Origin of the sequence: Actinomyces bowdenii, from assembly GCF_017592395.1 — a bacterium.
Lineage (GTDB): Bacteria > Actinomycetota > Actinomycetes > Actinomycetales > Actinomycetaceae > Actinomyces > Actinomyces bowdenii.
On the sequence record NZ_JAGFOU010000029.1, the window covers coordinates 1 to 25919 of the forward strand.

Here is a 25919-nt window from a genome sequence, read left to right on the forward strand (position 1 = left end):
GGATTCCGCAACCTCACCAACTACACCACCCGCAGCCTCATCCACGCCGGACGACTCAAGGACCACCTCGCAACCACCTAAAAGCGCCGATAAGCCCCACCTACCACACCCTCAAACACGAAGAGCCGCACTACCGTGCCGTGGGAGTCCGCCCCGGAGTCCAGCAGCTGCCCGGTGGCGGTGACCCGGTCCGGTGTGCCGAACAGGTGGATGGCCAGGCTCACCGGGTAGACGCCCAGGTCCATGAGGGAGCCGCCGCCCCGGGCCGGATCGAAGGCGGCGGGGAGCTCCCCGGCCCGGTAGGCCCCCATGCGCGAGGAGAACTGCTCCTTGACCAGCACCGCCCGGTGCACCCGGCCCAGGCGGGGCAGCACCTCCCGCAGCCGCGCCACCCCCGGCTCGAAGGCGGGCAGCCAGGCCTCCATGAGGAATCGCCCCGCCACGCGGGCGCTCTCCACCATCGCCTTGGCCTCGATGGGGCTCAGGGCGAAGGGCTTCTCCACCAGCACGTGGAGGCCCGCCTCCAGGGAGGCGATGGTCTGCGCGGCGTGCAGGGTGTTGGGGGAGGCGATGTAGACCACGTCGATCGGATCGGCGCTGGAGGGGCCATGGGCGTGCAGCATCTCGTCGAAGCCGGCATGGGCGTGGGGCACGCCGTGGCGCTGCGCGAAGTCGCGGGCCCGCTCGGGGCGGGCCGAGGCCACGGCCACGATCCGGGCGGCCGGCTCCTGGGCCACTGCCTCGGCGAACCACTGGGCGATGAAGCCGGCGCCGACGACGCCGAAGCGCACCGGGCGAGGGGAGGTCGACGTAGTCATGGCCGCAGAAGTGCTCATGAGGCGAGGTTATGTGCCCAAATCGTGATGCACAAGACGTGATTCTCTTGAGTTGTTGACTGCTGATCGGGGATATGCTTGTGGTCGTTTGTAGATGAACGGTCGTCAAAGGAGACTATTGTGGCTACAGTTTCGCGCGCTCAGTGGCTTGAGGAAGTATCATATGACTCCAGGGTGTATATGGGTGATGTGCGCCTATGTGTGTCTCGTTGGGCATTAGATAACAACGATGCCACTCCTCTAGATGATGGTGTCCATAAGATTGAAATGAAGGACCGTCTTAGGCGTATCGAAGTCAGGGTTGTGAAGTCGGGTGTTGAGACAACGGGATTTGAGGCGATAACCTATGACGAATATAAAGAAAAGCCGGAGTCGACACAGAGATGGATTGTGGTTGTTCGTGCGGTTGTGGTTGAGGGTGGGGTGTATGTGTGCGTAGAGAACCGGGTGGAGGCGGATGATCCTACGGCTCCTGTGCGCATTGGGCGCCCGCGGGTAGTGGCGGAACTCTTGGGGCTGCCTAGTCAGCGGGCTTTGGGATCTTCCACTCCACTTAGGGGTGCTCAAGAGATTAGTGAGGATCAGATCAAATGGTTTGTGGAGAGTCTTCTTAGGTCGAGCGGCAGGCGGTTGCCTGCGATTGTATGCACTGAGCCCAGGCGAGACGATCATGGAAACTGGCGTAAGCGGGCGGAAAAAATTCACCGAAGGGTGGAGGGGTTCGCAAATGTTTTCACGATGGAAGTGGAGGCGTGGGAGGGGCTGAAACGCTATCTCGGAGAGTGTCTGGCGGTGTGGGATGGGGCTGTGAGGGTGTACGCCCCTTCGTCGCTTGCTGGGTGTGCGGATAGTTTTCGTCACCGGTACTTTCGCGAGGAGCAGATCGAACGCTCCTGGGAGCATGGGGTCGATCGCGTTGTTAGTACCGCCGCACGAATGTCCTCGAAGCAGCGTTTGCCTCGCGAGTTCTCGATCTTCGCCGCGCCGGTCGCTGCTCGAACGGATTTAGTGCGCATTGAGTCTCTTGAAGAGGAAAAACTTGAGCTCCAGATTGCTTTAGAGGAAATTGAGTCTGAGCTGAATCGGGCTAATGGGCATCTCGATCGGTTAAGAGAGGCGTGCGATAGGTCCGGGATGTCTGACATTTTCTGGGGGGCCAAAGATGAGGTTGCCGACGGTCCTCCCGACAATGTTGATGATATTGAGGACGCTGTCCTTAATGCCCAGGTCTATTTGAGTGATTGGGTTGCTCTTCCAGGTGGAGCCTTGAGGGATGTGGAACTTCTTTCAAATCAACCCCAATCTGAGGTTTGGGGGAATACTTGCTGGCGGGGATTCAGGGCGCTCGCTTCGTATGCAAGAGCGAAATCTCGAGGTTGTGAGGGAGGCTTTTGGGAGTGGTGTCAGTCCGGTCCTGCTCAGGGGTGGCCGGCTACGGATAAGAAGTTGTCGATGAATGAGAGTGAGGCGGTGAGAAATAACCCCAAGTTATGGGAGCACCGTCTCCTTCCTGTTGATTCGGGAGTTGATCCGTCGGGTAGGATCTACATGGTCGCACACCTCAAGATCCAAGAAGGGGGAGGCGATCTTGCGCCCCGAGTTTACTTTTATGACGATACTCAAGGGAGGACGAAGAAGGTGCATGTAGGTTTTGTGGGACCTCACAGGTATATGCCGAACACTAAGACATCATAGTTTTAATTTGTCCGCTATACTGGCCCGGTGCGCATCGACCCCCACACCCACTCGGTCCACTCCGATGGCACCGACACCCCCGCCCAGCTCATGGAGGCCGCCGCCCGGGCGGGCCTCGACGTCGTCGGGCTGACCGACCATGACACCACCCGGGGGTGGGCCGAGGCGGGCGAGGCCGTGGCGCGCACCGGCGTGTCCCTCCTGCGCGGCATCGAGATCTCCTGCGCCGCCGACGGCGTCTCCCTCCACCTGCTGGCCTACCTCCTCCGGCCCGAGGACCCCGCCCTGAGCGCCGCCTTGGAGCGGGCCCGCGGCTCGCGGGCCACCCGCGCCCGGCGCATGGTCGAGCGGCTGTCCGCCGACTACCCCATCACCTGGGAGGATGTCGAGGCCCAGGCCGGCCCGGGGGCCACCATCGGCAGGCCTCACCTGGCCGATGCGCTCGTGGCGACCGGCTGCTTCGAGGACCGCGCCGCCGCCTTCGCCGGGCCCCTGGCCCCCAGGTCCCCCTACTACGTGCGCCACTGGGCGCTGGACCCCGTGGAGGCCTGCCGGCTCGTGCGGGCCGCCGGGGGAGTGCCCGTGGCCGCCCACCCGCGCGCCGCCTCCCGCCAGCGCAGGCTCGTGCCCGATGAGGTCTTCGAGGCGATGGCCCAGGAGGGCCTGGCGGCGCTGGAGGTCGACCACCGCGACCACGGCCCGCACCAGCGCGAGCAGGCCCGGGCCCTGGCCGACAGGCTGGGCCTGGCCCGCTCGGGATCCTCGGACTACCACGGCAGCGGCAAGCCCAACGCCCTGGGTGAGAACCTCATGCCCCCGGCCCTGCTGGAGCGGATCGTCGATGAGGGGGCCCTGCCGCTCCTGACACCCTGACCCGGGCCGCCGGCCCAGGTGCGGGGCCCGGCGGCCGGTCGGGCGGAGCCCTACCGCGGTGGCGTACCCTGCGCTGGTCAACCCACCAGTCGACCCGCGGCCTCCGGGGCGCTGAGCGCCCGAGTGCACAGCCGCAGAAAGCCGCCGTCATCCTCCATGCTCGACTCAGTGTTCGATGTGGCGCTCTTCGCCACCAGCTTCACCACCCTGCTGGTCATCCAGGACCCGCTGGGCGCCATCCCCATCTTCCTGTCCCTCACTGGGCGCCAGAGCCCTCAGGAGCGCCGGGTCTCGGCGCGCCAGGCCACGCTGGTCTCCTTCAGCGTCATCCTGGTCTTCGCCGTCTTCGGGCGCTACATCCTGAAGTTCCTGGGCATCTCCGTGCCCTCCCTCCAGGTGGCCGGGGGACTGCTGCTGCTCCTGGTGGCCCTGGAGCTGCTCACCGGCAAGGTCGATGACTCGCCCGACCCCGACTCGGTGGCCTCGAACTCCGCCCTGGTGCCCCTGGGCACACCGCTGCTGGCGGGCCCTGGGGCCATCGTGGCCGCCATGGTGGCCGTGGAGACCGCCGGGGACGCCGTGGCCGGATGGGTCTCGGTGACCGCGGCCATCATCGGCACCCACATCATCATCTGGCTGTGCCTGCGCTTCTCCCTGACCCTCAACCGGCTCCTGGGCGAGACCGGCATCCGCATCCTCACCCGCGTCTTCGGCCTGCTCCTGGCCGCCATCGCCGTGCAGATCACGGCCGACGGCGTCTTCGCCTTCCTCCGGGACAACCTCTGAGAGGCCCGCCCGGCGGTGCCCTGCCGGGCGTCCGCCGGGCGGTCAGAGCCTCAGGCCCCGACTCAGGCCTCGCTGGTGGGCTCGGTGGGCCGCCCGCCCCGTGTGCGCTTGCGGGTGCGCTTGCGCCGGGGGGCCTCGCCGTCGGCCCGCCGTGAGGAGCCGGACTCCTGGCCCGAGCGCGAGCCCCGGCCGGTGCGCGAGCGCCCGGATCCGGAGGCGCCCTCGGCGCCGCGGCCGTCCCGGCGCCCACCGCTGCGCCCCGCGCCCCGCCCGCCCCGGGAGCCGGCGCCCCGACGGCCGGTCTCGCCCAGGTCCTCGATCTCCTCGGCGTCCAGGCCGGCCAGGACCCGCTTGTGCCGCGGGAGCCTGCCGGTGACGCCCTCGGGGATGCCCAGGTCGGAGCGCAGGTGATCGGAGGTGTGGTAGGTCTCCACCGGCTCATCGATCGGCAGGCCCAGGGCCTTGGCGATGATCCGCCAGCGCGGCACGTCATCCCAGTCCACGAAGGTCACCGCGGTCCCGGAGTTCCCGGCCCGCCCGGTGCGCCCGATGCGGTGGACGTAGATCTTCTCGTCCTCGGGGCACTGGTAGTTGATGACGTGGGTGACGTCGTCGACGTCGATGCCCCGGGCGGCGACGTCGGTGGCCACCAGCACATCGACCTTGCCCTTGCGGAAGGCCCGCAGCGCCTGCTCGCGGGCCCCCTGCCCCAGGTCCCCGTGCAGGGCGGCGGTGGCGAACCCCCGGGAGGACAGGTCCTCGGCCACGCGGGCCGCCGTGCGCTTGGTGCGCGCGAAGATGATCGTGCGCCCGCGGCCCTCGGCCTGGAGGATGCGGGAGACGACCTCGACCTTGTTCAGCGCATGGGTGCGGTAGACGACCTGCTGGACGGCCTTGACCGTCATGCCCTCGTCCCCGGGGTCCTGGGCGCGGATATGCGTGGGCTTGGTCATGTAGCGCCGGGCCAGGGCGACGACCGCGCCGGGCATCGTGGCGCTGAAGAGCATGGTGTGGCGGTCGGGGCGGGTGCGGGACAGGATCTTCTCCACATCGGGCAGAAAGCCCAGGTCCAGCATCTCATCGGCCTCGTCGAGCACGACGGTGGTCACATGGGTCAGGTCCAGCACGCCCCGGTCCATGAGATCGATGAGCCGGCCCGGCGTGCCCACGACGACCTCGGCGCCCCTCTCCAGGGCCTCGATCTGGGGCTCGTAGGCGCGCCCGCCGTAGACCTGGGTGATGCGCACCGTGCGCCTGGCGGCGGCGGTGGACAGCTCATCGGCGACCTGCTTGGCCAGCTCGCGGGTGGGCAGGACGATGAGGGCCTGGGGCGAGCCGGAGGCGGGGTCCTCATCCCAGCCCTCCTCCCCGGGGCCCAGGGTGTCCATGAGCAGGGGGATGCCGAAGCCCAGGGTCTTGCCGGTGCCGGTCTTGGCCTGGCCGATGATGTCCTGGCCCCCCAGGGCCACTGGCAGGGTGAGGGCCTGGATGGGGAAGGGGTGGGTGATCCCCTTGGCCGCCAGCGCCTCGCAGATCTCCGGCTCGACGCCGAAGTCGGCGAAGGTCCGGGCCGTGAGGTCCTGGGTCTCGCCCTCATCGGTGATGTCGGGCGTGGCCTCGTCCAGGACCGGGGCGTGGGCCCCGGCGGTCTCGATGATGCCGGAGGCCGGACGGCTGGGTTCAGTGGACGTGCTCCCGTGCGCGGGCACGACGGTGTCGGTGCTCTGGTTCTCGTCGGTCACGAGGTCTGTTGTTCCTTGTCTGACTGGTGCGTCTGAGGTGGTGATCGCGCCGCATGTCCCGGCGGGCGGCGCACGGCGGGTGTGCCGGTGCGCGACCCTGAGCCGGTGGGGCGCCTGAGACTCTCGGGCGCGGCGGCGCGGCGCGGATCGGGGAAGGCAGCCGATCGTGGATCGTGCCCCGCTCGGGGCCGCGTGGGCGGCGTGCGGGGCCTGGCTGCGAGACGACCGGGCAACCGTGGACGAGGCACACACTAGCGGCACTGGGGCGCTGCGGTCCCGTCTGAGGGGCATGAGCGGCTCGGGGCGTGGGCGATATCACCGCCGAGATGACGGATTGTCACGCACCGTGCCGCCACGGGCTCGGTGGTTCACGGCCCGCGCCGCCGACGAGGCGTGCCGGACCGTGAGGGGGTGAAGGGGCGGCCGGGGTCCAGAAGGGATGAATCGGGGCCGGAGCGGGGCGCGGTCCTGCCGGGCCCGTGCTTTGCGCTCCCGGATGCCGGCGGGGGCGCCGTGATCCCGCGGCGATATCTAAGAGGGAGGAGGGTATGTGAAGATTGCATAACTGGCGGAACACCAGGAATATCCTCGATCTCCTTGATCGGGGGCTTGCTGGTTGTAATGATGGGAATGCGCGAGCATCAACGCATGCTGCTAGGAGGATATGATGTTGCGTTCAGGCGTCCGTCAGGTCGTGGCCAGCGCTGTGCTGGCGCTTGGTGTAGCGGGGGGTGATTATTCCGGCTGGTGAGGCTGTCGCCTCCGACTGGGGGCCCTTGAATTCCTACTACAATGGTATTGAGAGAGTGAGTGGGTATGGCAGTTTTGTTAATGACGGAAACGTGAATGCCAGGACCGTGTATTACCTCACGGACTCGCGGGCGGATGGGAATCCTGTCTATGGTCGCACTCATGGGAAGGTCTATCAGGAGGGTGTGGATGGGGAGGCTGGATGGCAGCCAGCGGGGTCACAATCCACGGCCGAGTACTATAATATCCACATGGAGCCCCTTCAGACGTCTTTCAGCCTGACCGGTGCGGGATCGAGGGCGCGAGGGGTGGTTGACGTGTGCGCTCAAATGGGGTTCCCGGTCCCAGATTCCTGCTCGGAGTATGCGTTCCCCACCTTTGATTACTGAGTCGGCGTGCTTGTGGGGCCTGGTCGTGACTTCATCTGGGATGACTGTTGAAGAGTTGTTCGTGAACATCAAGGGTGATGCGATTCTGAAAGGGGTGACTCTGAGCTGCTCGGGTGGTATCACCGCTCTACTGGGGGTCAATGGAAGTGGGAAGTCGACGCTCTTGAGGGCTGTCATGGGACTGGTTCCGATTGCCTCCGGGACAGTGAGAGTGGTGGGTTACGAGGTTCCTCGTCAGGTGAAGCTGGCGAGGCGGCAGATGGGCTACCTGGCGCAACGCTCCTCTTTTCCGGGAAGAATGACCACTCTTGAGGCCCTTGATTATGCTGCCTGGCTTCAGAAGATGGAGCCGAGAAGATCATGGAAGAGAATTGAGGAACTCTTGGAGGGCTTCAGCCTGGGGGAGTTGCGCCATCAGCGTGTAGGAGCGCTCTTCGGTGGCACGCTTCAACGCCTCCTGCTCGCCCAGGCTATTATCCATGAACCCTCGTTGCTGCTCCTTGATGAGCCGACGGTCGGCCTGGATCTGACTCAGCAGGCAGCATTCCGCTCGATTATTGCTGAACTTGCCCGTGAGTCCACCGTCGTTCTCGCCACCCACCACAGCGAGGATGTCGAGCGTTTGGCGGACCGTGCGGTGCTGCTCTCTGGGGGCAGGTTAATCTGGGATGGAAGCGTGGGCGATCTTGAGGCCCTGTCCGCAGGTTCGTGCTATGGGGCTGATCGTGGCTCCCGGATCGAGGCGTCGATCGCCGAGCTCGTCGAGTCCGACGATGGTGGTGATGGAGGCTCCGTCCGAGAAGGCCGCCAGCCACAGGAGGTGTCCTCATGACTGTGGCGGTCCGTCATAGGTTCGTCCATCACCTTATCAACGGAATGTCTACACGCATTTGGGCGCCTGCAGTGCTCCTGGTGGTGCTCGTAAACTCGTTCGCGCGGTCGTGGGCCTGGAACTACGAGTGGCTGTGGGCCATGGATACCCTGTCCTTCTCCTCCATCTTCCTTGTGCCCCTGTGTGCAGGAGTCGCTGCTTTTGAGACAGGTGGATTGGCGATGGCGCGTGATCTGCACCTGGTCTCACCCAGGGCCACCTGGGCGGTCGTCAGAACAGTTGCAGGAGTGTGGGCGGTCGCTGCGACTGCGGTCCTCATCTCGTTCGCTGTGGTTGGCGGCTATGTGCTTCATACCACCTCCGGCCTGCTGCCACGCATGGGAGATCTCCTTCCTGTTCCCCTGCTTCTGGTTATTGTCGCCTCCGGGTGCGCAGCAGGAGGGTTGGTAGGGTGGGTACTGCCCTCACGGATCACGCCCGGTTTGACGGTTCTGAGCGTATTCGCTCTCATGATGTGCGGGTATATTATTGGAGGAGGGGGCTCCTCTGGGCTGGTGTCGGTAGGAGGGGCGACAGGGAGTCTTGTCGGGCTCACTCTGGCCCCTAATCTGATGTTCTGGCAATATATCTTCTATATTATTATCACGGTGTGCTTCATCTGGTTTATCAGGCTGTCCACCAGTTCTACTGGCCGGTGGCAGGGCGGGGTTGCGATGATATGCGCCCTATCTGTCCTCGGGGCAGGAATCGGTGTGCTGAGCTCGGGTGAGCGACTGGTCGAGGCTCCAGTCAGTAATCTCGTCTGCGAAGGAAGTGCCCCGCAAGTATGCTTGGTTCCAGGTTACGCCAGCCGTGCGGGACAGGTGGAGGCAAGCCTCCATCCCTATATCACTGCTTTCAATAAGGTTGGAGTCCATGTACCCGATAGGGTGGAGCAGGGAATAAGCGAGGCCAGCGAGGGGCCTGTTTTGAAGGTCGACTCCCTTGATATCCTGGATGCTAGCGATGAGAGGGCCAGGAGTGTCATGCTCCGCTGGTTCGACAGCGGGCGTTGTCCCGCTTGGGGAGGTGCGATGGAATCGGCTCCTCGGCTGATCATCCGAGACTGGATGAGTGTGCGAGTTCAAGGCCGCTCGGGACCAGGAGCTATTAGCCCTGAGTTCACCAAGATGAGCGCTGAGCAGCAGGATTCGGCCCTGCGAGGGGCAGTTGATGAACTTGCCCACTGCGATTGGTGATCGTTGCGGGCATGGATCCTCGCCGTGACAGCTCATCGAGCACTGCGGCGTCGCGTGAGCCCTCAGCGCAGGCGGTACTGCGCCAAGCATCGCCAGGAGTATGGAGTGCCTGTCCTGTCCGCATGCAGCCGAGGCTCTCTGGCGGCGCTGAGGCACCTGGGCATTCCCGAGGCCGCGGGGGTCTGCGCCCTGACCCTCCTGCTGTGCGCCCTCGTGCCGCACGAGCCCGTCCCCATCCCCGGCAGGATCAACGTCCGCGCCGCCGTCACCAGCGTTCTGCCCATCCTCCCGGCACTGGCCGTCATGGCCTCCATCGCCGCCATAGGAGCGCGGGAGGCCGTCTCGGCCCGCGGCCGGGGAGGGGTGCTGGCCCTGGCCCTGCCCATCAACGCCGCCCTGCTCGCCGTCACCAGCCTGCTGGCCCTGCCCCTGGGCGTGCCCACCTTCGCCCGCAACGCCGTCACCCTCACCGGCCTATCCGTCGCGGCATCGACCTGGTGCGGCGCCCGGGCCGGCGGTGTGCTGGTCGTCCTGTACGTGTGCGCCAACTGGCTCCTGGGCGTGGACATGCTCAACCAGGCCAGGTGGTGGGCCTGGATCATGGCGCCCCCGCAGCGCGCCTCGGCCTGGGCGGGCGCCCTGCTCGTCCTCATCATCGCCGCTGCCTCACTCGCCCAAGGCCCACCGCGCCGCGCCGCCTCTGGCTAGGCTGGCCCCATGACCCGCACGCCCACCTCCAGCGCCGCCGCGCAGGCCAGTCCTTACGCGCTCACCGTCGTCGGCATCGTGGCCTACTCGCGCACGGCCGCCTGCGTCCGCTACGCCAAGGACGCCGACAAGGCCCCCACCATGGACTCGCGGGTGGCGCTGCTGCACATGAGCGCCTGGGAGGTGGGCTCCTTCGAGCGCGTCGTGGAGCGCGCCGGCGCGGAGGGCATCGAGGCCTACACCGAGGCGGAGCGCTTCGCCTCCCTCCTGGGCGACCTCGACGAGCGCCTGCGGCCGCTGGACTGGGCCGAGCGCCTGGTCAAGACCTACCTCATCTTCGGGCTGCTCATCGACCTGGGCATGGCGCTGTCCGACTTCCTGCCCGAGCCGCTGCGCACGGGTCTCATCGATGAGCTGGCCCAGGACCCGATCGGCAGCTGCGCCGCCATGGAGCTCGACTCCGCCATCAGCGCCGACCCCCAGCTCGCCGCCCGCCTGGGGCTGTGGGCGCGGCGCGTGGTCGGCGAGGAGATCGGCACCTTCCAGCGGCTCCTGGTCCAGTTCCCCGAGCTCCTGGTGGGGGCCTCCGCCGAGCAGTTGCACGAGGTCCTGTCCCAGGGCGCCACCTCCCGCATGAAGGGCCTGGGCCTGCGGGTCTGACGGCGCTCGGGCGGCGGTAGGGTGATGGCGCTCGGATACCGCCCACCCTCTCGCCGGAGGTGCCCGCCCCATGAGCCCTGAAGCCCCCGAGTCCCGGGAGCCGAGCGCGCCCCTGATGGAGAGCGCCGGCCTGGACGTCATCGCCGAGTCCGAGCGCAAGGGCAGGCCGCGCGACCTGTTCATGCCCTGGTTCGCCGCCAACATCTCCGTGCTGGGCCTGTCCTGGGGCGCCTGGGTCCTGGGCTTCGGGCTGTCCCTCGCCCAGGCGGTGACCGCCGCCGCCGTGGGCGTGGTGGCCTCCTTCGGCCTGTGCGGCGTCATCGCCATCCTGGGCAAGCGCGGCAGCGCGCCCACCCTGGCCCTCTCGCGCGCCGCCTTCGGCTACAACGGCAACCGCCTGTCGGCCGCCATCTCCTGGATGCTGACCGTGGGGTGGGAGACCGTCCTGTGCGTCCTGGCCACCCTGGCCTCGGCCACCGTCCTGCGCGCCATGGGCTGGCAGGGGCAGGCCAGCGCCCAGATCATCGGCTTCCTGGTGACCGCGGGCCTGGCCGCCAGCGCCGGCATCCTCGGCTTCGAGGCCATCATGCGGGTGCAGACCTGGATCACCTGGGCCACCGGCATCCTCACGGCCCTCTACCTTCTCCTCGTGGCCGACCACATCGACCCGGCGGCCCTGGCGGCGCTGCCCGCCGGCTCCTGGGCCGCCTTCATCGGCGCGCTGGTCATGGTGGCCACCGGCTTCGGACTGGGCTGGGTCAATGCCGCCGCCGACTACTCGCGCTACCTGCCGCGCAGCGCCTCGACCCCGGGGGTGGTGGGATGGACGACGCTCGGCTCGGCCCTGCCCGTCGTCGTCCTGGTCATCTGCGGCATCCTCCTGGTGGGCTCCGACGCCGAGCTGGGACGGGCCATCGACGCCGACCCGATCGGGGCGCTGACCACCATCCTGCCCACCTGGTTCCTCATCCCCTTCGCCCTGGTGGCCATCCTGGGGCTGGCCGGGGGCATCATCATGGACCTGTACTCCTCGGGCCTGTCCCTCCTGGCCACCGGTCTGCCCGTGCGGCGCCACACGGCCACCGCCATCGACGCCACCATCATGGCCCTGGGCACGATCGCGGTCATCTTCGGCTCCTCGGGCTTCCTCGTGCCCTTCCAGGGCTTCCTCACCACCCTGGGGGTCCTCATCGCCGCCTGGGCCGGCATCATGATCGCCGAGGTCGTGTTGCGGCGCCGCGACTACGACGAGGCCGCGCTGCTCACCTCCCAGGGCGTCTACGGCTCGATCAACTGGGAAGCCATCGGCCTCATGGCGGCCGGCGCGGGCCTCGGCTGGGGCCTGGTGACCAACTCCTCCGCCCCCTGGCTGGCCTGGCAGGGCTACCTCCTGGGCCCCCTGGGCGGGCGCGAGGGGCCCTGGGCCCACGCCAACCTCGGAGTGCTGGCCGCCCTGCTCATCGGGCTGGTCGGCCACCTGGCGCTGGGGCGCGGGAGGGTGCGGGCCCAGGAGGCCGCCCGCGTACCGGGCGAGGACCCTCAGGAGGCCACTGGGCAGCCCCCTGGCACGCAGCCCGACGGCGCCCGGATCGGGGGCGGGGCATGAGCACCGGCCACGGCGAGGAGCCCGTGGACGGGCTGGGCGCACCGGGCGGGCCGGAGGTCCTGAGCGGGCGCATGGCCTCGGGCCCCGGCGCCCAGGCACTCCAGGCGCTCATCGAGTCCGGCGGTCCTGCTGGCGCGGGCCCGGCGCTGGAGGGCGCCCACCAGATCGCGCGGCGCACCCGCGTGCCGCGCCACGATCTGCTCGTCGTCCTGGGCTCGGGCAGCGGCGAGGCCCTGCGGCAATGGGGTGCTCCCCGGGCCGGCCTGCCCCTGTCGGACCTGCCGGGGGTCAGGGCCCCGGTCGCCCCGGGCCACCGCGACCTCCTGGCCTCCTATGAGCGCGGCGGGCGGCATGTGCTGGTGGCCCTGGGCCGCACCCACCTCTACGAGGGCGGCGGCCCGGGCCCGGTCGTGGCCCGGGCCCCGGCCGCCGCGGCCAGCGGGGTGCGCCCCGCCGTCCTGGTCAACGCGAGCGGCTGCCTGCGCGACTGGCGCCTGGGGGAGGTCATGGTCATCACCGACCACCTCAACCTCACCGGCGCCTCACCCTTCGACGGCGCGGTCTTCACCGATGTGCGCGCCACGTGGGATGCGGGGCTGGCCGCAGTGCTGGAGGGGGTCACCGGCAGGGCCGGGGTCTACGCGGCCCTGCGCGGGCCGGAGTACCAGACCATGGCCGAGACCCGCATGCTGGCGGGGCTGGGGGCCGACTGCGTGGGCATGTCCACGGTGCTGGAGGCCATCGCCCTGCACCGGCTGGGGGTGCGGGTGGCGGGCCTGAGCGTGGTCTCCGACCTCAGCGCCGCGCAGCAGCCCACCGATCCCCAGGAGGTGGTGCGCCTGGCTGGGGCCGCCCGCCCCGTCGTCGCCCGCGGTATCGAGGCGGTCCTGGCCGCCCTGTAGAGGCCCCGCCGTCGGGCGCGCCCGGCTCCCGCTCCAGGCAGGGCCGCCCGCACTGAGCATGCGCAGCGGCCCTGCACGGGTGATCCGCGCAGGGCCGCCTGAGGCGGGGCCTTGGGGCCGCGAGAGCGGGAGGACTACTTCTCGTCGCGCTTGAAGCGGTTGACCGCTCCCTCGACGACGCCCTTGGCGTCCTCGACGACCTCCTTGACCTTGCCCTCGGCCTGCTGGAGCTTGCCCTCGGCCTCGGTCCCGGAGTCGCCGGTGACCTTGCCCGCGGTCTCCTTGGCCTTGCCCGCCAGCCTGTCGAAGGCTCCGTTGTCACCCATGAGCATTCCTTTCCGTTGGGATCTCCACCACCATGACAAGCCTATCTGAGAGGCTCCTGAATGCGGGCCTGCTCTCGTCCAAGACCTGCGCCGACCGTGCAGCGCGGTAGCCTGGCGCCATGGCTACTGATGATGCGAAGACGCCGGACCAGGCCGTCCCCACCCGAACCGAGACCGACTCCATGGGCGCCGTCGAGGTCGCCTCCGACCGCTACTGGGGCGCCCAGACCCAGCGCTCCCTGGGCAATTTCGACATCGGGCGCGAGACCTTCGTGTGGGGCAGGCCCATGATCAGGGCCCTGGGCGTGCTCAAGAAGTCCGCCGCCCTGGCCAATGCCGAGCTCGGCGAGCTGCCCCAGGACATCGCCGACCTCATCGCCGCGGCCGGCGACGAGGTCATCTCCGGGGCGCTCGACGAGGAGTTCCCCCTCGTGGTCTTCCAGACCGGCTCGGGCACCCAGTCCAACATGAACGCCAACGAGGTCATCTCCAACCGCGCCATCGAGATGGCCGGGGGCGAGATGGGCACCAAGGCCCCGGTCCACCCCAACGACCATGTCAACCGCGGCCAGTCCTCCAATGACACCTTCCCCACCGCCATGCACATCGCCGTGGTCAGCGAGCTGGAGGCCATGTACCCGCGCATCGCCCAGCTGCGCGAGACCCTGGACGCCAAGGCCAAGGCCTACAGCGATGTCGTCATGGTGGGGCGCACCCACCTCCAGGACGCCACCCCCATCACCCTGGGCCAGGTCTTCTCCGGATGGGTCGCCCAGATCGATTTCGCCCTGGACGGCATCCGCTACGCCGACTCCCGCGCCCGCGAGCTGGCCATCGGCGGGACCGCCGTGGGCACCGGCCTCAACGCCCACCCCCGCTTCGGGCAGTTGTGCGCCGCCAGGATCAGCCAGGAGACGGGCATCGACTTCACCCAGGCCGACAACCTCTTCGCCGCCCTGGGCGCCCATGACGCCCTGGTCCTGGTCTCCGGCGCCCTGCGGGTCCTGGCCGATGCGCTGATGAAGATCGCCAACGATGTGCGCTGGTACGCCTCGGGGCCGCGCAACGGCATCGGCGAGCTCATCATCCCCGAGAACGAGCCCGGCTCCTCGATCATGCCCGGCAAGGTCAACCCCACCCAGTGCGAGGCCATGACGATGGTGGCCACCAAGGTCTTCGGCAACGACGCCACCGTCGGATTCGCCGGATCCCAGGGCAACTTCCAGCTCAATGTCTTCAAGCCGGTGATGGCCTGGTGCGTCCTGGAGTCCATCCAGCTGCTGGGCGACGCCTGCGTGTCCTTCGACACCAACTGCGCCTACGGCATCGAGCCCAACACCGAGCGCATCGAGGCCAACCTGGAGACCAACCTCATGCAGGTCACCGCCCTCAACCGCCACATCGGCTATGACAAGGCCTCCAAGATCGCCAAGAACGCCCACCACAAGGGCCTGTCCCTGCGGGACTCCGCCCTGGAGCTGGGCTTCGTCACCGCCGAGGAGTTCGACGCCTGGGTCGTGCCGGCGGATATGACCCGCCCCTCGGCCGCCCAGGACTGAGATCCTCCCGGCCGATCCTCTTGGCCGGCGGCCGTGGACAGCGGCGACAGCGCCCAGGGCTCCGTGAGGGCGCCGTCGCCGCTGTCCACGGCTGATGTGCCGCATATCACGGACGTAGTGACCTTCTGGTAACCCGGATCAGGCGTGCGAGCATCCGGGAGCGAGCCGGAGGCGCTCGCCCGTGATCCTGGAAGGAGCCCCCATGAACGAGTCCCACCCCATCGCTGTCGCCGAGGAGTACTTCTCCGCCCTCGGCCAGGGGCGCGTGGAGGATGCCCTCGCGCTCCTGGCCGAGGACATCGTGTGGCATCAGCCGGGCGGCAGCCGCTACTCCGGCCGCCACGAGGGCCGCCGGGGCGTCGGCGAGCTCATCGGCGCCATGGCCGGGGCCAGCGGCGGCACCCTGCGAGTGGCTGCGACCGGCCCGGCCATGGCCAACGGGGATCTGGTCGCGGTCCCCGTCCGCTTCACCGCCACCCGCCCCGGGAGCACCCTCGACCAGGGCGGCATCGACCTGCTGACCATCCGGGAGGGCCGGATCGTCGAGGTGCACCTGTTCTCCCAGGACGGCCCCGCCGAGGACCTCTTCTGGGGCAGGGACTGAGGGTGCGCCGTCCAGGTGCCGTGCTGGGCGGTGATGAGGCGGTGAGGGCGCAGTGATGGCAGGCGGTCACGACGGTGGCCGGTCCCGTGGGGCCGGGCTCGACGTGCTGCGCCGGACCTGCCCATCCCGCTCCGTCCTGGCCCGCGTGGTCGGCAAGTGGACGGTGCTGGTCGTCGTGGCCCTGGAGGACGGCCCCCTGCGTTTCGGGGAGCTCCTGGCCGCGGTCGAGGGCATCAGCGCCAAGGTCCTCACCGCCACCCTGCGCGCGCTCGAGCGCGACGGGGTGGTGTGGCGGCGGGCCTACCCCGGGGTGCCGGCCCGCGTCGAGTACGGCCTGTCCCCACTGGGCCGATCCCTGGGAGAGCCATTGGCGGCCCTGCAGGCCTGGGCCCAGGCCCATGCGCAGGAGGTCATCAGGGCCCGGGAGCGCTACGACGCGGCTGGACCGCCGGTCTCAGCAGGATCCCCGGAAACCGCACGCGGCCGTGCCTCCAGCGAGCAGAATTGAGAGGGAGGCGCCGTCCCCATCGACGGAACCCGCATCGCCCCGATGCCGGGCGGTTGAGCCGGAGCGGCCCTCGCGTTCTGACGCCTATGTAGAGGAGACCACGATGACCAGTGACGCCGCTGCCGAGCCGGGCCCCGCCAACCCCGTCCTGTCGCTGCTGCGGGAGCGCCGCTCAGTGCGGGCCTTCACCGGGGAGCACGTCGACCAGGAGGACCTGCGCCAGATCCTCCTGGCCACCCGCCAGGCCCCCAGCTCCATCAACGCCCAGGGCCTGAGCCTGGTGGTCGTGCGCGACCCGGAGCGGATCCGCGCCGTGGCCGAGATCGCCGGCGGTCAGCCCCAGGTCGCCGGGGCCGACGTCGTCGTGGTCTTCGTCATCGACTACCACCGCACGGGCCTGGCCGCCGATCAGCACGGGCGCCAGCAGGTCGTCCAGCGCAGCGCCGAGGGGGTGCTCGTGGGCGCCGTCGACGCCGGCATCGCCCTGGCCACCTTCCAGACCGCCGCGCACTCCCTGGGCTATGCCACCACCGCGATCGGCGGCATCCGCAACGATCCGGCCGGCCTCATCGAGCTGCTGGGCCTGCCCGAGCACACCTTCCCGGTGGTCGCCTCCACCCTGGGCGCTCCCGACCCCGAGAAGCTGCCCCGGGTCAAGCCCCGCCTGCCGCTGGAGTCCTACGCCATGGAGGAGCGCTACGACGAGGAGGCCGTGGCCCGGGGCGCCCGGGCCTACGACGAGGCGCTGCGGGCCTGGTGGGACGAGCAGGGCATGGAGGAGATGGGCACCTGGTCCCAGGACACCTCCGCGACCTATGCCACCTACTACTTCCCCACGGTGGCGGCCACCATGGAGGCCCAGGGGTTCCGCTTCCTGGACGGGCCCCAGGCCGGCGCCTGAGGGCTCGCAGGGCGCCGCGGCATCTCGCCGTGATGCACCTGACACAACCATGCGCCACGCAGGGCCGAACAAGCAGTGTGAGGAGCGATCATGACCCGCATCGACCATGCCGCGCTCTGGGTCCAGGACCTGGAGGCCGCTCGCGACTTCTACTCCGAGTGGTTCCAAGGCGCTGCCGGCGAGCGCTACCACAACCCCCGTACCGGCCTGAGCACCTACTTCCTGGCCTTCGAGGGCGGCGCCCGCCTGGAGCTCATGCATCGGCCCGATGTCGTGGGCCCCGGTGGAGGGGACCGGCCGGGTTGGGCGCACCTGTCCTTCCGCCTCCCCGATGAGGCGGCGGTGGATGCGCTCGCCGCGTGCCTGGGGGAGCGCGGAGTCGCAGTGGTCGACGGGCCGCGGCGCACCGGCGACGGCTACTACGAGCTGGTCCTGCTGGACCCCGAGGGCAACCGCGTCGAGGTCGTCGCCGACTGGACCTGAGCCGCACCCCATCGCGGGCCCGCCCCGTCCCGCCCCACCGGCCTGTCCGAATGGGGCGGGGCGGCCAGGCCGGTGGAGGGGTCAGCCGGGCCGGCCGCCCCGCACTTCAGCCGCCGCCCCATGGCCACGGGCTCGCCGCGCTGTGCGATGGGCATGGCATGTCGGCCACCATTCGGTGTTTTCTGCGGGTTTCCACAGGTCTGTGGGCCGGTGGTCCCTGTCAGTCTTGCTATGGTCATGCCTGCGCAGTCGCCGCAGCACATGCCGGCGCCGCTGCGAGAGGAGTTGCGCTGCACGATGAGCAGCACGATTGAGTTCGAGTCCGTCACCAAGCACTACCGTGACACCAGGGCCCGTGGGCCTGCGGCCGTTGAGTCCTTCAGCGCCAGCATCGCGGCGGGCACCACCACTGTCCTCCTGGGATCCTCCGGGTGCGGGAAGACCACGCTCATGCGCATGGTCAATCGGATGGTGGAGCCCACCAGTGGCCGCATCCTCCTGGACAGGCAGGACGTCTCGGCGCGCGACGCCGTGTCCCTGCGCCGCTCCATCGGGTACGTCATGCAGAACGCGGGCCTGCTCCCGCACCATCGGGTCATCGACAACATCACCCTCGTGCCGCGCCTGCTGCGCCAGGACCGCGGCGCGGCCCGGCAGCGCGCCGAGGAGCTCATGGACCTGCTGGGCCTGGATCCCCAGCTCGCCGCGCGCTACCCCCACCAGCTCTCCGGCGGGCAGGCCCAGCGCGTCGGGGTGGCCCGCGCACTGGCCGCCGACCCCGGCGTGCTGCTCATGGATGAGCCCTTCGGGGCCGTCGACCCCCTTGTGCGCCGCGAGCTGCAGCGCGAGATGGTGCGCATCCAGGCCGAGCTGGGCAAGACCATCCTGTTCGTCACCCATGACGTCGAGGAGGCCCTGACCCTGGGCGATGAGATCATCCTGCTGCGCGAGGGCGCCCAGATCGCCCAGCGCGGCACCGGCGCCCAGCTGCTGGCCGACCCCGCCGACGACTTCGTCGTGCGCTTCCTGGGACTCGACGACGCCCAGCGGCGCCTGCGCCTGGAGATCTGCGGTGAGCGCAGCGTCGTCGTGGACGCCTCGGGCCGCGCCGTTGGCCTGCTCGCTCAGGACGGCGCCGTTGCGCCGGCGGGCGGCGGGCCCGGGGCTGCCGGGACTCAGCCGGGCGCCGACGGCGCCCGGGGCGCTGCGGGGGAGCGGTCATGAGCTGGGTGGCGGCCAACCTCCCCCTCATCGCCGAGTATCTCGGTGCGCACCTGGCCCAGTGCCTGCCGGCGATCGCCGCAGCCCTGGTGCTCTCGATCCCCATCGCCCGACTGGCCCAGGGCTCCCGGGCGCTGCGCGCCCTGCTGGTCTCGGGGTCCTCCCTGCTGTACGCCGTGCCCTCCCTGGCGCTCTTCGTCATCCTGCCCATCATCCTGGGCACCGGAATCCGCGATGTCCTCAACGTCGTGGTCGCCCTGACCCTCTACGGCCTGGCGCTGCTGGTGCCGGCAACCTCTGACGCGCTGGACGCCGTCGAGCCGCGCGCCCTGGATGCGGCCACCGCCATGGGCATGGGGCGCATGCGCCGCTTCCTGACTGTCGAGCTGCCCCTGGCCGGCCCCACGATCCTCAACGGGCTGAGGGTCGTGGCCGTCTCCACCGTCTCCCTGACGACGGTGGGCGCCGTCCTGGGAGTGCGCAGCCTGGGCCGCCTGTTCACCGACGGCTTCCAGCGGGGGCTGACCGCCGAGATCCTCACCGGGCTGGTGATGACCCTGGCCCTGGCCCTGGTGCTTGACGGCCTCATCATCCTGGGGGGCCGCCTCGCACTGCCCTGGACCCGGCGCCCCGGCACCCCGGAGCCCCTGGGCGATGGGCCCGAGCGCGAGCCCAAGATCCCAGCGCAGGCAGGGAGCGGCGCGGCATGAGGTTCTTCCTGGGGGCGCTGGCCTACATCCTGGATTCCGCCCACTGGGGCGGCCCCATGGGGATCGGGACACTGACCCTCCAGCACGTGCTGTACTCCCTGCTGGGCGTGGGCGCCGCCGCCCTCATCGGCGTGCCCGCGGGCTGGTGGGTGGGCCACCGCGGCATGGGCCGCGGCTGGGTCCAGGCCCTGTCGGGCTCGGTGCGCGCCCTGCCGACCCTGGGCCTGATCACCCTGTTCGCCCTGGCCCTGGGGATCGGACTGGCCGCGCCCCTGCTGGCCTTCGCCATCCTGGCCCTGCCCAGCGTGCTGGCCGGCGCCACCAACGGCATCCGGGCGGCCTCGGCCAGCGCCGTCGACGGGGCCAGGGGCTCGGGGATGAGCGAGGCCCAGATCCTCTGGCGCGTGGAGATCCCCCTGGGCGCGCCCCTGCTCCTGGGAGGCCTGCGCTCTGCCAGCCTCCAGGTCATCTCCACCGCCACACTGGCCGCCTACACCGGGGCCGGGGGACTGGGGCGCCTGATGTTCCTCGGCCTGAAGACCCAGAACTACACGATGATGCTGGCCGCGGCGCTCATGGTCATCGCCCTGGCCCTGGCCTCGGAGTGCATCTTCGCCCTGGCGCAGCGGGTCTGGGCCCCCGCAGGATCGCGCCACTACCGGAAGGACCCCGCATGAGCTCGCCCCACCCCGCACCCGTACCGGGCGCCCCGGCCCCGGGACGCCGCAGCCTGCTGGCCCTGGGAGGTGCCCTGGCCCTGGGGGCCGCGGCCGCCTGCTCCAACCGCGACCCCTTCGCCCAGGAGGGCGGCGCCGTCATGGAGGGGCGGACCATCGTGGTGGGCAGCCAGCAGTACTACTCCAACGAGATCATCGCCGAGCTCTACGCCCAGGCCCTGGAGCACGCCGGGATGGAGGTCCAGCGCCAGTTCCAGATCGGACAGCGCGAGGTCTACCTGCCCGAGCTGGAGTCCGGCACCATCCAGGTCCTTCCCGAGTACGGCGGCAACCTGCTGCAGTACTATGACCCCCGGACCACCGCCTCCGGCTCGAGCGGCGTCTACGACGCACTCCTCACGGCCCTGCCCGCCGCGCTGACCGCCCTGACCCCGGCGCCGGCCACCGACCAGGACTCCCTGGTCGTCACCCGCGCCACCGCCCAGGAGCACTCCCTGACCACCATCGGGGACCTGGCCTCCCTGGGGCGCCCCATCAGCATCGCGGCCAACTCCGAGTTCAACACCCGGCCCTATGGCCCGCAGGGCCTCAGGCGGGTCTACGGCGTCGAGGCCGCGGTCACCCCCGTGGAGGACTCGGGAGGGCCGCTGACGGTCAAGGCCGTCACCGACGGCACGGTCGACGTCGCCGACATCTACTCCTCCGACCCCTCCATCGCCGCCAACGACCTGGTGATCCTGGAGGACCCCGAGGGGCTCATCCTGCCCCAGAACGTCACGCCGGTGGTGGCGGCCACCCTGCCCGCTGCCGCGGCCACCGCCATCAACCGGGTCTCGGAGCGCCTGACCACCGAGGAGCTCAGGTCCCTCAACGCCCGCTCCACCCGGGAGCAGCTCGACCCGGCCACCATCGCGGCCGACTGGCTGGCCTCCCAGGGCCTGGACGGCTAGGACGGCGGGGCGGTCCCTGCCCCGTCCCGCCCGCGCGGCCGCAGAGCCGGGTGCGCCCAGGCCACCAGGACGCTCGCACCGAGCACGCCGAGCGCGAGCGCGAAGGGCGCCAGCGGGTGCCAGCCGTACAGGGCGGTGGCGGTCACCGGGGCGAAGACCCAGGTCAGGGCGCCCGTGGCCTGGAGGACTCCGGCCACGCCCCCCTGCTCAGCCGGCCCGACCGCCAGGGAGCCGCCCGCGGTGAAGCCGGGGCCCACGAGGCCGGCGCACAGCCCCACGGCGAAGGTCGCACCGGCCATGAGCCACAGCCACGGCGCCGCAGCCAGGACGGCCAGCGCCACGGCTGCGGCGCTGACTCCCATGCGCACCAGTCGGGCCGGCCCCCACCCCAGGCGCGGCACAATGAGGAGCTGGGTGAGCATCGCGCCGGCGGCATTGGCCAGCAGCATGACGGCGGTCAGGCTCACCGCCCGCTCCGCGGGCAGGTGCAGGCGGTCCTGGATGATGAACCCGGCGATGATCTGCACCACGCCCGAGGCGAAGAACATGCCGAAGGAGGAGCCGATCCATGGCAGGAGGCGGGGGTCCGACCATGGCACGCGCGGCGGCAGCGCTCCGCCATCGCAGTGGCGGGGGCCACCACCGGCGCCGAGGCCGCCCCGGGGAGGGCCCGGCGGGGCGGCGCCGGCGGTGCGCCAGGGCGCGCGGGGCGTGCCGGGCGCGCCCGGCACGGCCACGGCGGCGATGACCAGCGCCACGAGGATGAGCAGCGGTGTGGCATGCACCGGGGCGTGGATCGACCAGGCCCCCAGGGCGCTGGAGAGCACCGATCCAACAACGATGCTCAACTGGACCGCGCCGGCGAAGGCCGACATCCCGCGCACCCGGGAGGGCTCATCGGGGGTGATCCGGGCGATGAGCGCCTGGCCGGTGGGCGGGATGGCCGCCACGGCCCCGCCGAAGAACGGGCCGCGCGCCACGACGATGATGGCCGCGGTCGCCGCCGCTCCCAGTAGGCCGCGGGAGCGCAGAGCCACCGCGGAGGCGAACAGGCACCCCGAGACCGCCGCCAGGACCAGGGCGATGAGCAGGACCCGGCGCAGGCCCCAGGCCACGGAGCGCCGGCCCCAGAACTGGCTGAGCACGGTGACGGTCAGCGCGGCGATGGACACCGCCAGGCCCACCACCCACTCGGGCAGCGCCAGGGCGCGCGCCAGCGGGGCGATCGACACGTTGAGCATGTTCTGCGCCGCATAGGTGAACAGGCAGATGACCAGCAGCGCGCGCAGGCGCGGATCGGCCAGGACCGGGCGCGGGGGCGCGCCAGGGGCGGGGCGGGAGGGATCAGGCACCGCAGCACTCTAGTGCGTCCTCCCCGCGCCTCCCGGACGGCCTGCCCGCTGTGGCGCCGCGTGGCCGGCGCTGACGCGGGGCCGGTGGGATCAGAGGTGCACCCAGGTCTCCAGGCGCCAGCGGGCGTCCCCCGAGACGGGGCGCCAGGCTCCCGGGGCATCGGAGCGGGCGGGGTCGATGACCCACTCCCGGGTGGGGATCGCCGGTGCCCGCACCAGGGCGGAGTCCGCCAGCCCGCGCTCCCGGGCGCGCTGGGAGGCGTCCAGGTCCAGGATGCTGACCACCAGCACATCGGGCAGGCCCGCGGCCAGCGCCTGGTCGTAGACCTGCGCGCCGCCGATCACCCACAGCCGCGGGAGCCCTGCGGCCCGGCCCGTGCGGGGATCATCGCCCAGATCCAGGGCCAGTCCACGGGCGGCGGTGGCCAGTGCCTCGCGCAGGCTGGAGGCGCGCAGCGCCCCGGGGGCCTGCCACCGGGGGTTGCGGGTGAGGACCACATTGCGCCTGCCGGGCAGGGCCCCGCCCAGGGATTCCCAGGTGGTGCGGCCCATGACCAGGCCGCAGCCCATCGTCGTGGCCTTGAAGTGCTGGAAGTCCGCGGGCACGCGCCACAGCATGCCGCCGTCGGCCCCCAGGACGCCGGTGATGTCCTGGGCCCAGATCATGCCCAGGCCCCCGACGGGGCTCCTGCGCGTGCTCACTGTCATGGGTCTGGCGCCTCTCTGCTTCAGGGCTGCACGGTGGCTGGGGCCGGGCGCGCCGGCGAGGGGTCTAGACGGCCACCGGGGCCTTGATCGCCGGATGGTGCTCGTAGCCCTGGGAGGCGTCGATGCCCTCCATGGTGTACTCGCCGATGGAGGCGGCGCGCTCCAGGCGCAGCGTGGGGAAGGGGTGGGCCCGGGGCACGCGGGAGAGCTGGGTGCGGACCTGGTCGACGTGATTGTCGTAGATGTGGCAGTCCCCGCCGGTCCAGATGAGCTCGCCCGCCTCCAGGTCCGCCTGCTGGGCGAGCATGTGGGTGAGCAGGGCGTAGGAGGCGATGTTGAAGGGCACCCCCAGGAAGAGGTCCGCGCTGCGCTGGTAGACCTGCAGGCTCAGGCGCCCCTGGGCCACATGGCACTGGAAGAAGGCGTGGCAGGGGGCCAGGGCCATCCGGTCGAGGTCGGAGACGTTCCAGGCCGAGACCAGCATCCGTCGCGAGTCGGGGTCGGTGCGCAGGGTGGTCACCAGGGACGCGATCTGGTCCACGGCGCCGCCCTCCCGGGTGGGCCAAGAGCGCCACTGGGAGCCGTAGACGGGGCCCAGCTCGCCGGATTCGTCGGCCCACTCGTCCCAGATGGTGATGCCCCGCTCCTGGAGCCAGCGCACGTTCGTGGACCCCTGGAGGAACCACAGCAGCTCGCCCTTGACGGCCTTCATCGCCACGAACTTCGTGGTCACCCGGGGGAAGCCCGCGGACAGGTCGTAGCGCAGCTGGCGGGCGAACAGGGAGCGGGTCCCCGTGCCCGTGCGGTCGGACTTGGCCGCGCCCTGCGCCAGGACCTCGGCCAGGAGGTTCTCATAGGCGACGTCCGCCCCCTGGGGGGCGTGCAGCCCCATCGCCTTCAGGGCCGGGTAGGCGGTGCTCATACCTCGATGACCTCAGCCGGGTCGATGAGGGCCGCGGGCCCCAGCGCCGCCTGGGCGCCCTCGATGACGTGGTTGGCCAGGGCGCGCCCGCCGGTCCAGCCGATGGCGGCGCCGATGCCGAAGGGCAGCAGGCGCCCCAGGGCCAGGGCACCGCCCTTGGCCGCCGTCCTCTTGACCATGCGCTTGGCCAGCTGGGAGTTGACCGAGCGCACCGTGGGCAGCGGCATCTGGGCGAGCATCTGGGCGGCCCAGAACAGGGAGGTCAGGCCCAGCTGGCCCTGGACCGCCTCGGCCCCCTCGCGGCCCAGCAGGGCGGAGAGCACCAGGGCGCGGCGGCGCTCGACATCGACCACCCGCAGCCCGTGGAGCTCGGCCACGGTGAGCACATAGGTCACGGCCGAGGCCACGAAGACGGCCGTCTGCCCCACTGTCAGGGCGGCGGCCGTGCCCGTGCCCACGGCGGGCAGCGCCGCGGAGGCCCCCACCGCGCCGGAGGAGAGCCCGGCCTCCCGCCGGAAGCGGGCGGCCGCCAGCTCCACCAGCTCGGCGGTGTCGGCGCCCGGCCGGTCGCGGCGCATGCGGGCCACGCGCTCGGTGATGCGGGCGGCGGGGATGTCGATGGCCCGGTTGATGGCCCTTTCCAGGGCTGTGGGCCTACCGGTTGAGGTGGACAAGGCTTCTCCTGGGGTCGGGCGGTCGGGGCTGCGGGGCCGAGACTGGTCGGGGGCTGATGGGCGGGGCCGCGCGGCGGCGCGCGCCTAGTCCTCGTCGGGGTCGACGATCTCCATGGTGATGGCCGCGCCCTTCTCCAGGGTGTGGCCCACGGTGCAGGAGCGCTCGATCGCGCCCTCGACCCGCTCGGCCAGGACTGAGCGCTTGGACTCGTCCAGTCCTGACAGGTCGGTGACGATCTCGACCTGGAAGGACTCGTAGCGCTCCTCCGCCTCGTTCTTGACCGTGGAGCAGCCCACGGTCGCGGCGAATCCCTCACCCAGGGCCTTGGCCAGCCGGTGGTCGGCCGACAGGGTGTTGCAGGTGGCCAGGGCGATCTTGAGCAGCTCGCCGGGGGAGAACTCGCCGGGGCCCATGCCCACGCGCACCTGGGCGCCGTTGGCGTTGTGGCCGATGTACTGGCGGGTTCCCACGCGCTCGGCCCACACGGCTCCGGGGGCCGAGGGCTGGGGGCTGGGGGTGGTTCCGGTGTCAGTCATGCCTCGATCGTGCCATACGGCCGGTCCCGCCCCGGCCGGTGCCGCCCCTCTGCGCGCCAGGCGAACTGGGAATACCGGCCGGGTGTGGGCCCCGCCTCCTCGGGCAGCGCCCGGGGCGGGGCCCGGGCGCTGCCAGGCCGTCGGCCTCAGTGGCTGGCGAGCCAGGCGGCGGCGCGCTGCTCCTCATCGGCGACCACGCGGTCCACGCGGCTCATGGCCTTGTCCTCGATGGTCTTGCCCACCAGGGGGACGGTGACGCTGAGGTCGAGGTCCACGGTGACGACGGTGGTCTCCTGGGCGGGGGCCATGGTGGCGGTGGCGCTGGCGCGCACCGGGGCGCCCTTGACGTCGATGTCGTAGGAGCCGGTGCGCGAGCCGTCCGCAGCGGCCTCGCCCCAGGACTCGGCGACGGAGAAGGACACCCCCGAGCGCACCAGCTTGGCCGCGGCGGCCGGCAGGCGGGAGGCGTCCACATGGCCGGCGATGGTGGCGGCGAAGCCCTGGCCGCGCTGGGCGACGTCGATCGTGGCGTCCTCCAGGCCCACGCGGGCCGCGCGCTCCTTGTGGTACTCGGGGTCGGCCAGCATGGCGCTGGTGCGGGCGGGATCGGCGGGGTAGGTGATGGTGATGGTCTTCCTCATGGCGCGATCCTGCCATGAGCCGCGCCCCCTCACGAACCGGAGCGTGCGGTGCAAATCCAGACAATTGCCAGGACCTGGGCCGGATGCGCCCGCTGGGTCCAGTGTGCCCCATGTGCTCAGTGGGACGGC

26 protein-coding genes are annotated in these 25919 nt (G+C 70.5%); 17 read left to right on the forward strand and 9 right to left on the reverse strand.

What is annotated here, in order from left to right; translation table 11 throughout:
- Positions 1-77 precede the first annotated feature (77 nt).
- Positions 78-836, reverse strand: a complete 759-nt coding sequence (locus J5X07_RS11255) for a Gfo/Idh/MocA family protein (protein ID WP_208479866.1) — start codon at positions 834-836, stop codon at positions 78-80.
- A 267-nt stretch (positions 837-1103) separates the two neighbouring features.
- Here J5X07_RS11255 and J5X07_RS11260 point away from each other — a divergent pair, with 267 nt between their 5' ends.
- From J5X07_RS11260 to J5X07_RS11270, 3 genes are all read left to right on the forward strand, one after another.
- Positions 1104-2531: a hypothetical protein gene (locus tag J5X07_RS11260; RefSeq protein WP_124932505.1), complete on the forward strand. Its 1428-nt coding sequence runs from the start codon at positions 1104-1106 to the stop codon at positions 2529-2531.
- A gap of 27 nt (positions 2532-2558) precedes the next feature.
- Positions 2559-3404, forward strand: a complete 846-nt coding sequence (locus J5X07_RS11265; RefSeq protein ID WP_208479867.1) for a PHP domain-containing protein — start codon at positions 2559-2561, stop codon at positions 3402-3404.
- A gap of 156 nt (positions 3405-3560) precedes the next feature.
- A complete protein-coding gene (locus tag J5X07_RS11270) occupies positions 3561-4190 on the forward strand; it encodes a MarC family protein (RefSeq protein ID WP_124932503.1) in 630 nt (209 codons plus the stop codon).
- A gap of 62 nt (positions 4191-4252) precedes the next feature.
- On the opposite strand, the gene J5X07_RS11275 is transcribed toward J5X07_RS11270, so the two are convergent.
- Positions 4253-5932 carry a DEAD/DEAH box helicase gene (locus tag J5X07_RS11275; RefSeq protein ID WP_208479868.1) on the reverse strand — a complete coding sequence of 560 codons (1680 nt, stop codon included), beginning with the start codon at positions 5930-5932 and terminating at the stop codon, positions 4253-4255.
- A gap of 1179 nt (positions 5933-7111) precedes the next feature.
- Here J5X07_RS11275 and J5X07_RS11280 point away from each other — a divergent pair.
- The 5 genes from J5X07_RS11280 to J5X07_RS11300 all read left to right on the forward strand — a co-directional run bounded on the left by J5X07_RS11280 (position 7112) and on the right by J5X07_RS11300 (position 13017).
- Entirely contained in the window at positions 7112-7903 is a 792-nt protein-coding gene (locus tag J5X07_RS11280) for an ABC transporter ATP-binding protein (protein ID WP_208479869.1), read from the forward strand.
- A gap of 1343 nt (positions 7904-9246) precedes the next feature.
- Complete coding sequence (locus tag J5X07_RS11285) at positions 9247-9849, forward strand: hypothetical protein (protein ID WP_124932499.1); 603 nt, start codon at positions 9247-9249, stop codon at positions 9847-9849.
- Positions 9850-9858: 9 nt separating this feature from the next.
- Entirely contained in the window at positions 9859-10509 is a 651-nt protein-coding gene (locus J5X07_RS11290; protein WP_124932498.1) for a ferritin-like fold-containing protein, read from the forward strand.
- Between the two features lie 70 nt (positions 10510-10579).
- Positions 10580-12115, forward strand: a complete 1536-nt coding sequence (locus J5X07_RS11295; RefSeq protein ID WP_208479870.1) for a purine-cytosine permease family protein — start codon at positions 10580-10582, stop codon at positions 12113-12115.
- Positions 12116-12186: 71 nt separating this feature from the next.
- The gene (locus J5X07_RS11300) at positions 12187-13017 is read left to right on the forward strand and encodes a purine-nucleoside phosphorylase (RefSeq protein WP_208479880.1); all 831 of its coding nucleotides are present in this window, start codon (positions 12187-12189) and stop codon (positions 13015-13017) included.
- Between the two features lie 134 nt (positions 13018-13151).
- On the opposite strand, the gene J5X07_RS11305 is transcribed toward J5X07_RS11300, so the two are convergent.
- On the reverse strand, positions 13152-13343 hold the full coding sequence (locus J5X07_RS11305) for a CsbD family protein (protein WP_124932496.1): 192 nt from the start codon (positions 13341-13343) through the stop codon (positions 13152-13154).
- Positions 13344-13462: 119 nt separating this feature from the next.
- Here J5X07_RS11305 and fumC point away from each other — a divergent pair, with 119 nt between their 5' ends.
- The 9 genes from fumC to J5X07_RS11350 all read left to right on the forward strand — a co-directional run bounded on the left by fumC (position 13463) and on the right by J5X07_RS11350 (position 20956).
- Positions 13463-14902 (forward strand): class II fumarate hydratase, encoded by a 1440-nt coding sequence (gene fumC / locus J5X07_RS11310; RefSeq protein ID WP_124932495.1) that lies wholly within the window; start codon positions 13463-13465, stop codon positions 14900-14902.
- Between the two features lie 202 nt (positions 14903-15104).
- Positions 15105-15506, forward strand: a complete 402-nt coding sequence (locus J5X07_RS11315) for a nuclear transport factor 2 family protein (RefSeq protein WP_208479871.1) — start codon at positions 15105-15107, stop codon at positions 15504-15506.
- Between the two features lie 55 nt (positions 15507-15561).
- The gene (locus J5X07_RS11320) at positions 15562-16014 is read left to right on the forward strand and encodes a winged helix-turn-helix transcriptional regulator (protein WP_124932493.1); all 453 of its coding nucleotides are present in this window, start codon (positions 15562-15564) and stop codon (positions 16012-16014) included.
- 103 nt (positions 16015-16117) lie between these two features.
- Positions 16118-16915: a nitroreductase family protein gene (locus tag J5X07_RS11325; protein ID WP_208479872.1), complete on the forward strand. Its 798-nt coding sequence runs from the start codon at positions 16118-16120 to the stop codon at positions 16913-16915.
- 90 nt (positions 16916-17005) lie between these two features.
- Positions 17006-17398, forward strand: a complete 393-nt coding sequence (locus J5X07_RS11330) for a VOC family protein (protein WP_124932491.1) — start codon at positions 17006-17008, stop codon at positions 17396-17398.
- 297 nt (positions 17399-17695) lie between these two features.
- On the forward strand, positions 17696-18622 hold the full coding sequence (locus tag J5X07_RS11335; RefSeq protein WP_208479873.1) for an ABC transporter ATP-binding protein: 927 nt from the start codon (positions 17696-17698) through the stop codon (positions 18620-18622).
- Positions 18619-19329, forward strand: coding sequence for an ABC transporter permease (locus tag J5X07_RS11340; RefSeq protein ID WP_208479874.1), 711 nt, complete (start codon positions 18619-18621; stop codon positions 19327-19329). Before J5X07_RS11335 ends, J5X07_RS11340 begins: the two co-directional genes overlap by 4 nt.
- Positions 19326-20006 (forward strand): ABC transporter permease, encoded by a 681-nt coding sequence (locus tag J5X07_RS11345; RefSeq protein WP_124932488.1) that lies wholly within the window; start codon positions 19326-19328, stop codon positions 20004-20006. Before J5X07_RS11340 ends, J5X07_RS11345 begins: the two co-directional genes overlap by 4 nt.
- Entirely contained in the window at positions 20003-20956 is a 954-nt protein-coding gene (locus tag J5X07_RS11350; protein WP_208479875.1) for an ABC transporter substrate-binding protein, read from the forward strand. Before J5X07_RS11345 ends, J5X07_RS11350 begins: the two co-directional genes overlap by 4 nt.
- On the opposite strand, the gene J5X07_RS11355 is transcribed toward J5X07_RS11350, so the two are convergent.
- The 6 genes from J5X07_RS11355 to J5X07_RS11380 all read right to left on the reverse strand — a co-directional run bounded on the left by J5X07_RS11355 (position 20953) and on the right by J5X07_RS11380 (position 25790).
- Entirely contained in the window at positions 20953-22308 is a 1356-nt protein-coding gene (locus J5X07_RS11355; RefSeq protein WP_341769463.1) for an MFS transporter, read from the reverse strand. The two genes, J5X07_RS11350 and J5X07_RS11355, sit on opposite strands and share 4 nt — an antisense overlap.
- Before the next feature lie 90 nt (positions 22309-22398).
- Positions 22399-23016, reverse strand: coding sequence for a dihydrofolate reductase (locus tag J5X07_RS11360; RefSeq protein ID WP_243896782.1), 618 nt, complete (start codon positions 23014-23016; stop codon positions 22399-22401).
- 64 nt (positions 23017-23080) lie between these two features.
- Entirely contained in the window at positions 23081-23938 is an 858-nt protein-coding gene (locus tag J5X07_RS11365; RefSeq protein ID WP_243896783.1) for a thymidylate synthase, read from the reverse strand.
- A complete protein-coding gene (locus J5X07_RS11370; RefSeq protein ID WP_124932485.1) occupies positions 23935-24612 on the reverse strand; it encodes a hypothetical protein in 678 nt (225 codons plus the stop codon). Before J5X07_RS11370 ends, J5X07_RS11365 begins: the two co-directional genes overlap by 4 nt.
- Before the next feature lie 84 nt (positions 24613-24696).
- Positions 24697-25149, reverse strand: a complete 453-nt coding sequence (locus J5X07_RS11375; RefSeq protein ID WP_124932484.1) for an OsmC family protein — start codon at positions 25147-25149, stop codon at positions 24697-24699.
- A gap of 146 nt (positions 25150-25295) precedes the next feature.
- On the reverse strand, positions 25296-25790 hold the full coding sequence (locus J5X07_RS11380) for a DUF2505 domain-containing protein (protein ID WP_208479876.1): 495 nt from the start codon (positions 25788-25790) through the stop codon (positions 25296-25298).
- Positions 25791-25919: the final 129 nt, after the last annotated feature.

Coding starts and splice junctions, on each gene's coding strand:
- J5X07_RS11280 (WP_208479869.1), top strand. CDS start 7,112: ATGACTGTTGAAGAGTTGTTCGTGAACATCAAGGGTGATGCGATTCTG.
- J5X07_RS11320 (WP_124932493.1), top strand. CDS start 15,562: ATGGCAGGCGGTCACGACGGTGGCCGGTCCCGTGGGGCCGGGCTCGAC.
- J5X07_RS11300 (WP_208479880.1), top strand. CDS start 12,187: ATGGCCTCGGGCCCCGGCGCCCAGGCACTCCAGGCGCTCATCGAGTCC.
- J5X07_RS11330 (WP_124932491.1), top strand. CDS start 17,006: ATGACCCGCATCGACCATGCCGCGCTCTGGGTCCAGGACCTGGAGGCC.
- J5X07_RS11365 (WP_243896783.1), bottom strand. CDS start 23,938: ATGAGCACCGCCTACCCGGCCCTGAAGGCGATGGGGCTGCACGCCCCC.
- J5X07_RS11340 (WP_208479874.1), top strand. CDS start 18,619: ATGAGCTGGGTGGCGGCCAACCTCCCCCTCATCGCCGAGTATCTCGGT.
- J5X07_RS11345 (WP_124932488.1), top strand. CDS start 19,326: ATGAGGTTCTTCCTGGGGGCGCTGGCCTACATCCTGGATTCCGCCCAC.
- J5X07_RS11380 (WP_208479876.1), bottom strand. CDS start 25,790: ATGAGGAAGACCATCACCATCACCTACCCCGCCGATCCCGCCCGCACC.
- J5X07_RS11325 (WP_208479872.1), top strand. CDS start 16,118: ATGACCAGTGACGCCGCTGCCGAGCCGGGCCCCGCCAACCCCGTCCTG.
- J5X07_RS11295 (WP_208479870.1), top strand. CDS start 10,580: ATGAGCCCTGAAGCCCCCGAGTCCCGGGAGCCGAGCGCGCCCCTGATG.
- J5X07_RS11335 (WP_208479873.1), top strand. CDS start 17,696: ATGAGCAGCACGATTGAGTTCGAGTCCGTCACCAAGCACTACCGTGAC.
- J5X07_RS11315 (WP_208479871.1), top strand. CDS start 15,105: ATGAACGAGTCCCACCCCATCGCTGTCGCCGAGGAGTACTTCTCCGCC.
- J5X07_RS11350 (WP_208479875.1), top strand. CDS start 20,003: ATGAGCTCGCCCCACCCCGCACCCGTACCGGGCGCCCCGGCCCCGGGA.
- J5X07_RS11360 (WP_243896782.1), bottom strand. CDS start 23,016: ATGACAGTGAGCACGCGCAGGAGCCCCGTCGGGGGCCTGGGCATGATC.
- J5X07_RS11375 (WP_124932484.1), bottom strand. CDS start 25,149: ATGACTGACACCGGAACCACCCCCAGCCCCCAGCCCTCGGCCCCCGGA.
- J5X07_RS11305 (WP_124932496.1), bottom strand. CDS start 13,343: ATGGGTGACAACGGAGCCTTCGACAGGCTGGCGGGCAAGGCCAAGGAG.
- J5X07_RS11290 (WP_124932498.1), top strand. CDS start 9,859: ATGACCCGCACGCCCACCTCCAGCGCCGCCGCGCAGGCCAGTCCTTAC.
- fumC (WP_124932495.1), top strand. CDS start 13,463: ATGGCTACTGATGATGCGAAGACGCCGGACCAGGCCGTCCCCACCCGA.
- J5X07_RS11270 (WP_124932503.1), top strand. CDS start 3,561: ATGCTCGACTCAGTGTTCGATGTGGCGCTCTTCGCCACCAGCTTCACC.
- J5X07_RS11260 (WP_124932505.1), top strand. CDS start 1,104: ATGAAGGACCGTCTTAGGCGTATCGAAGTCAGGGTTGTGAAGTCGGGT.
- J5X07_RS11255 (WP_208479866.1), bottom strand. CDS start 836: ATGAGCACTTCTGCGGCCATGACTACGTCGACCTCCCCTCGCCCGGTG.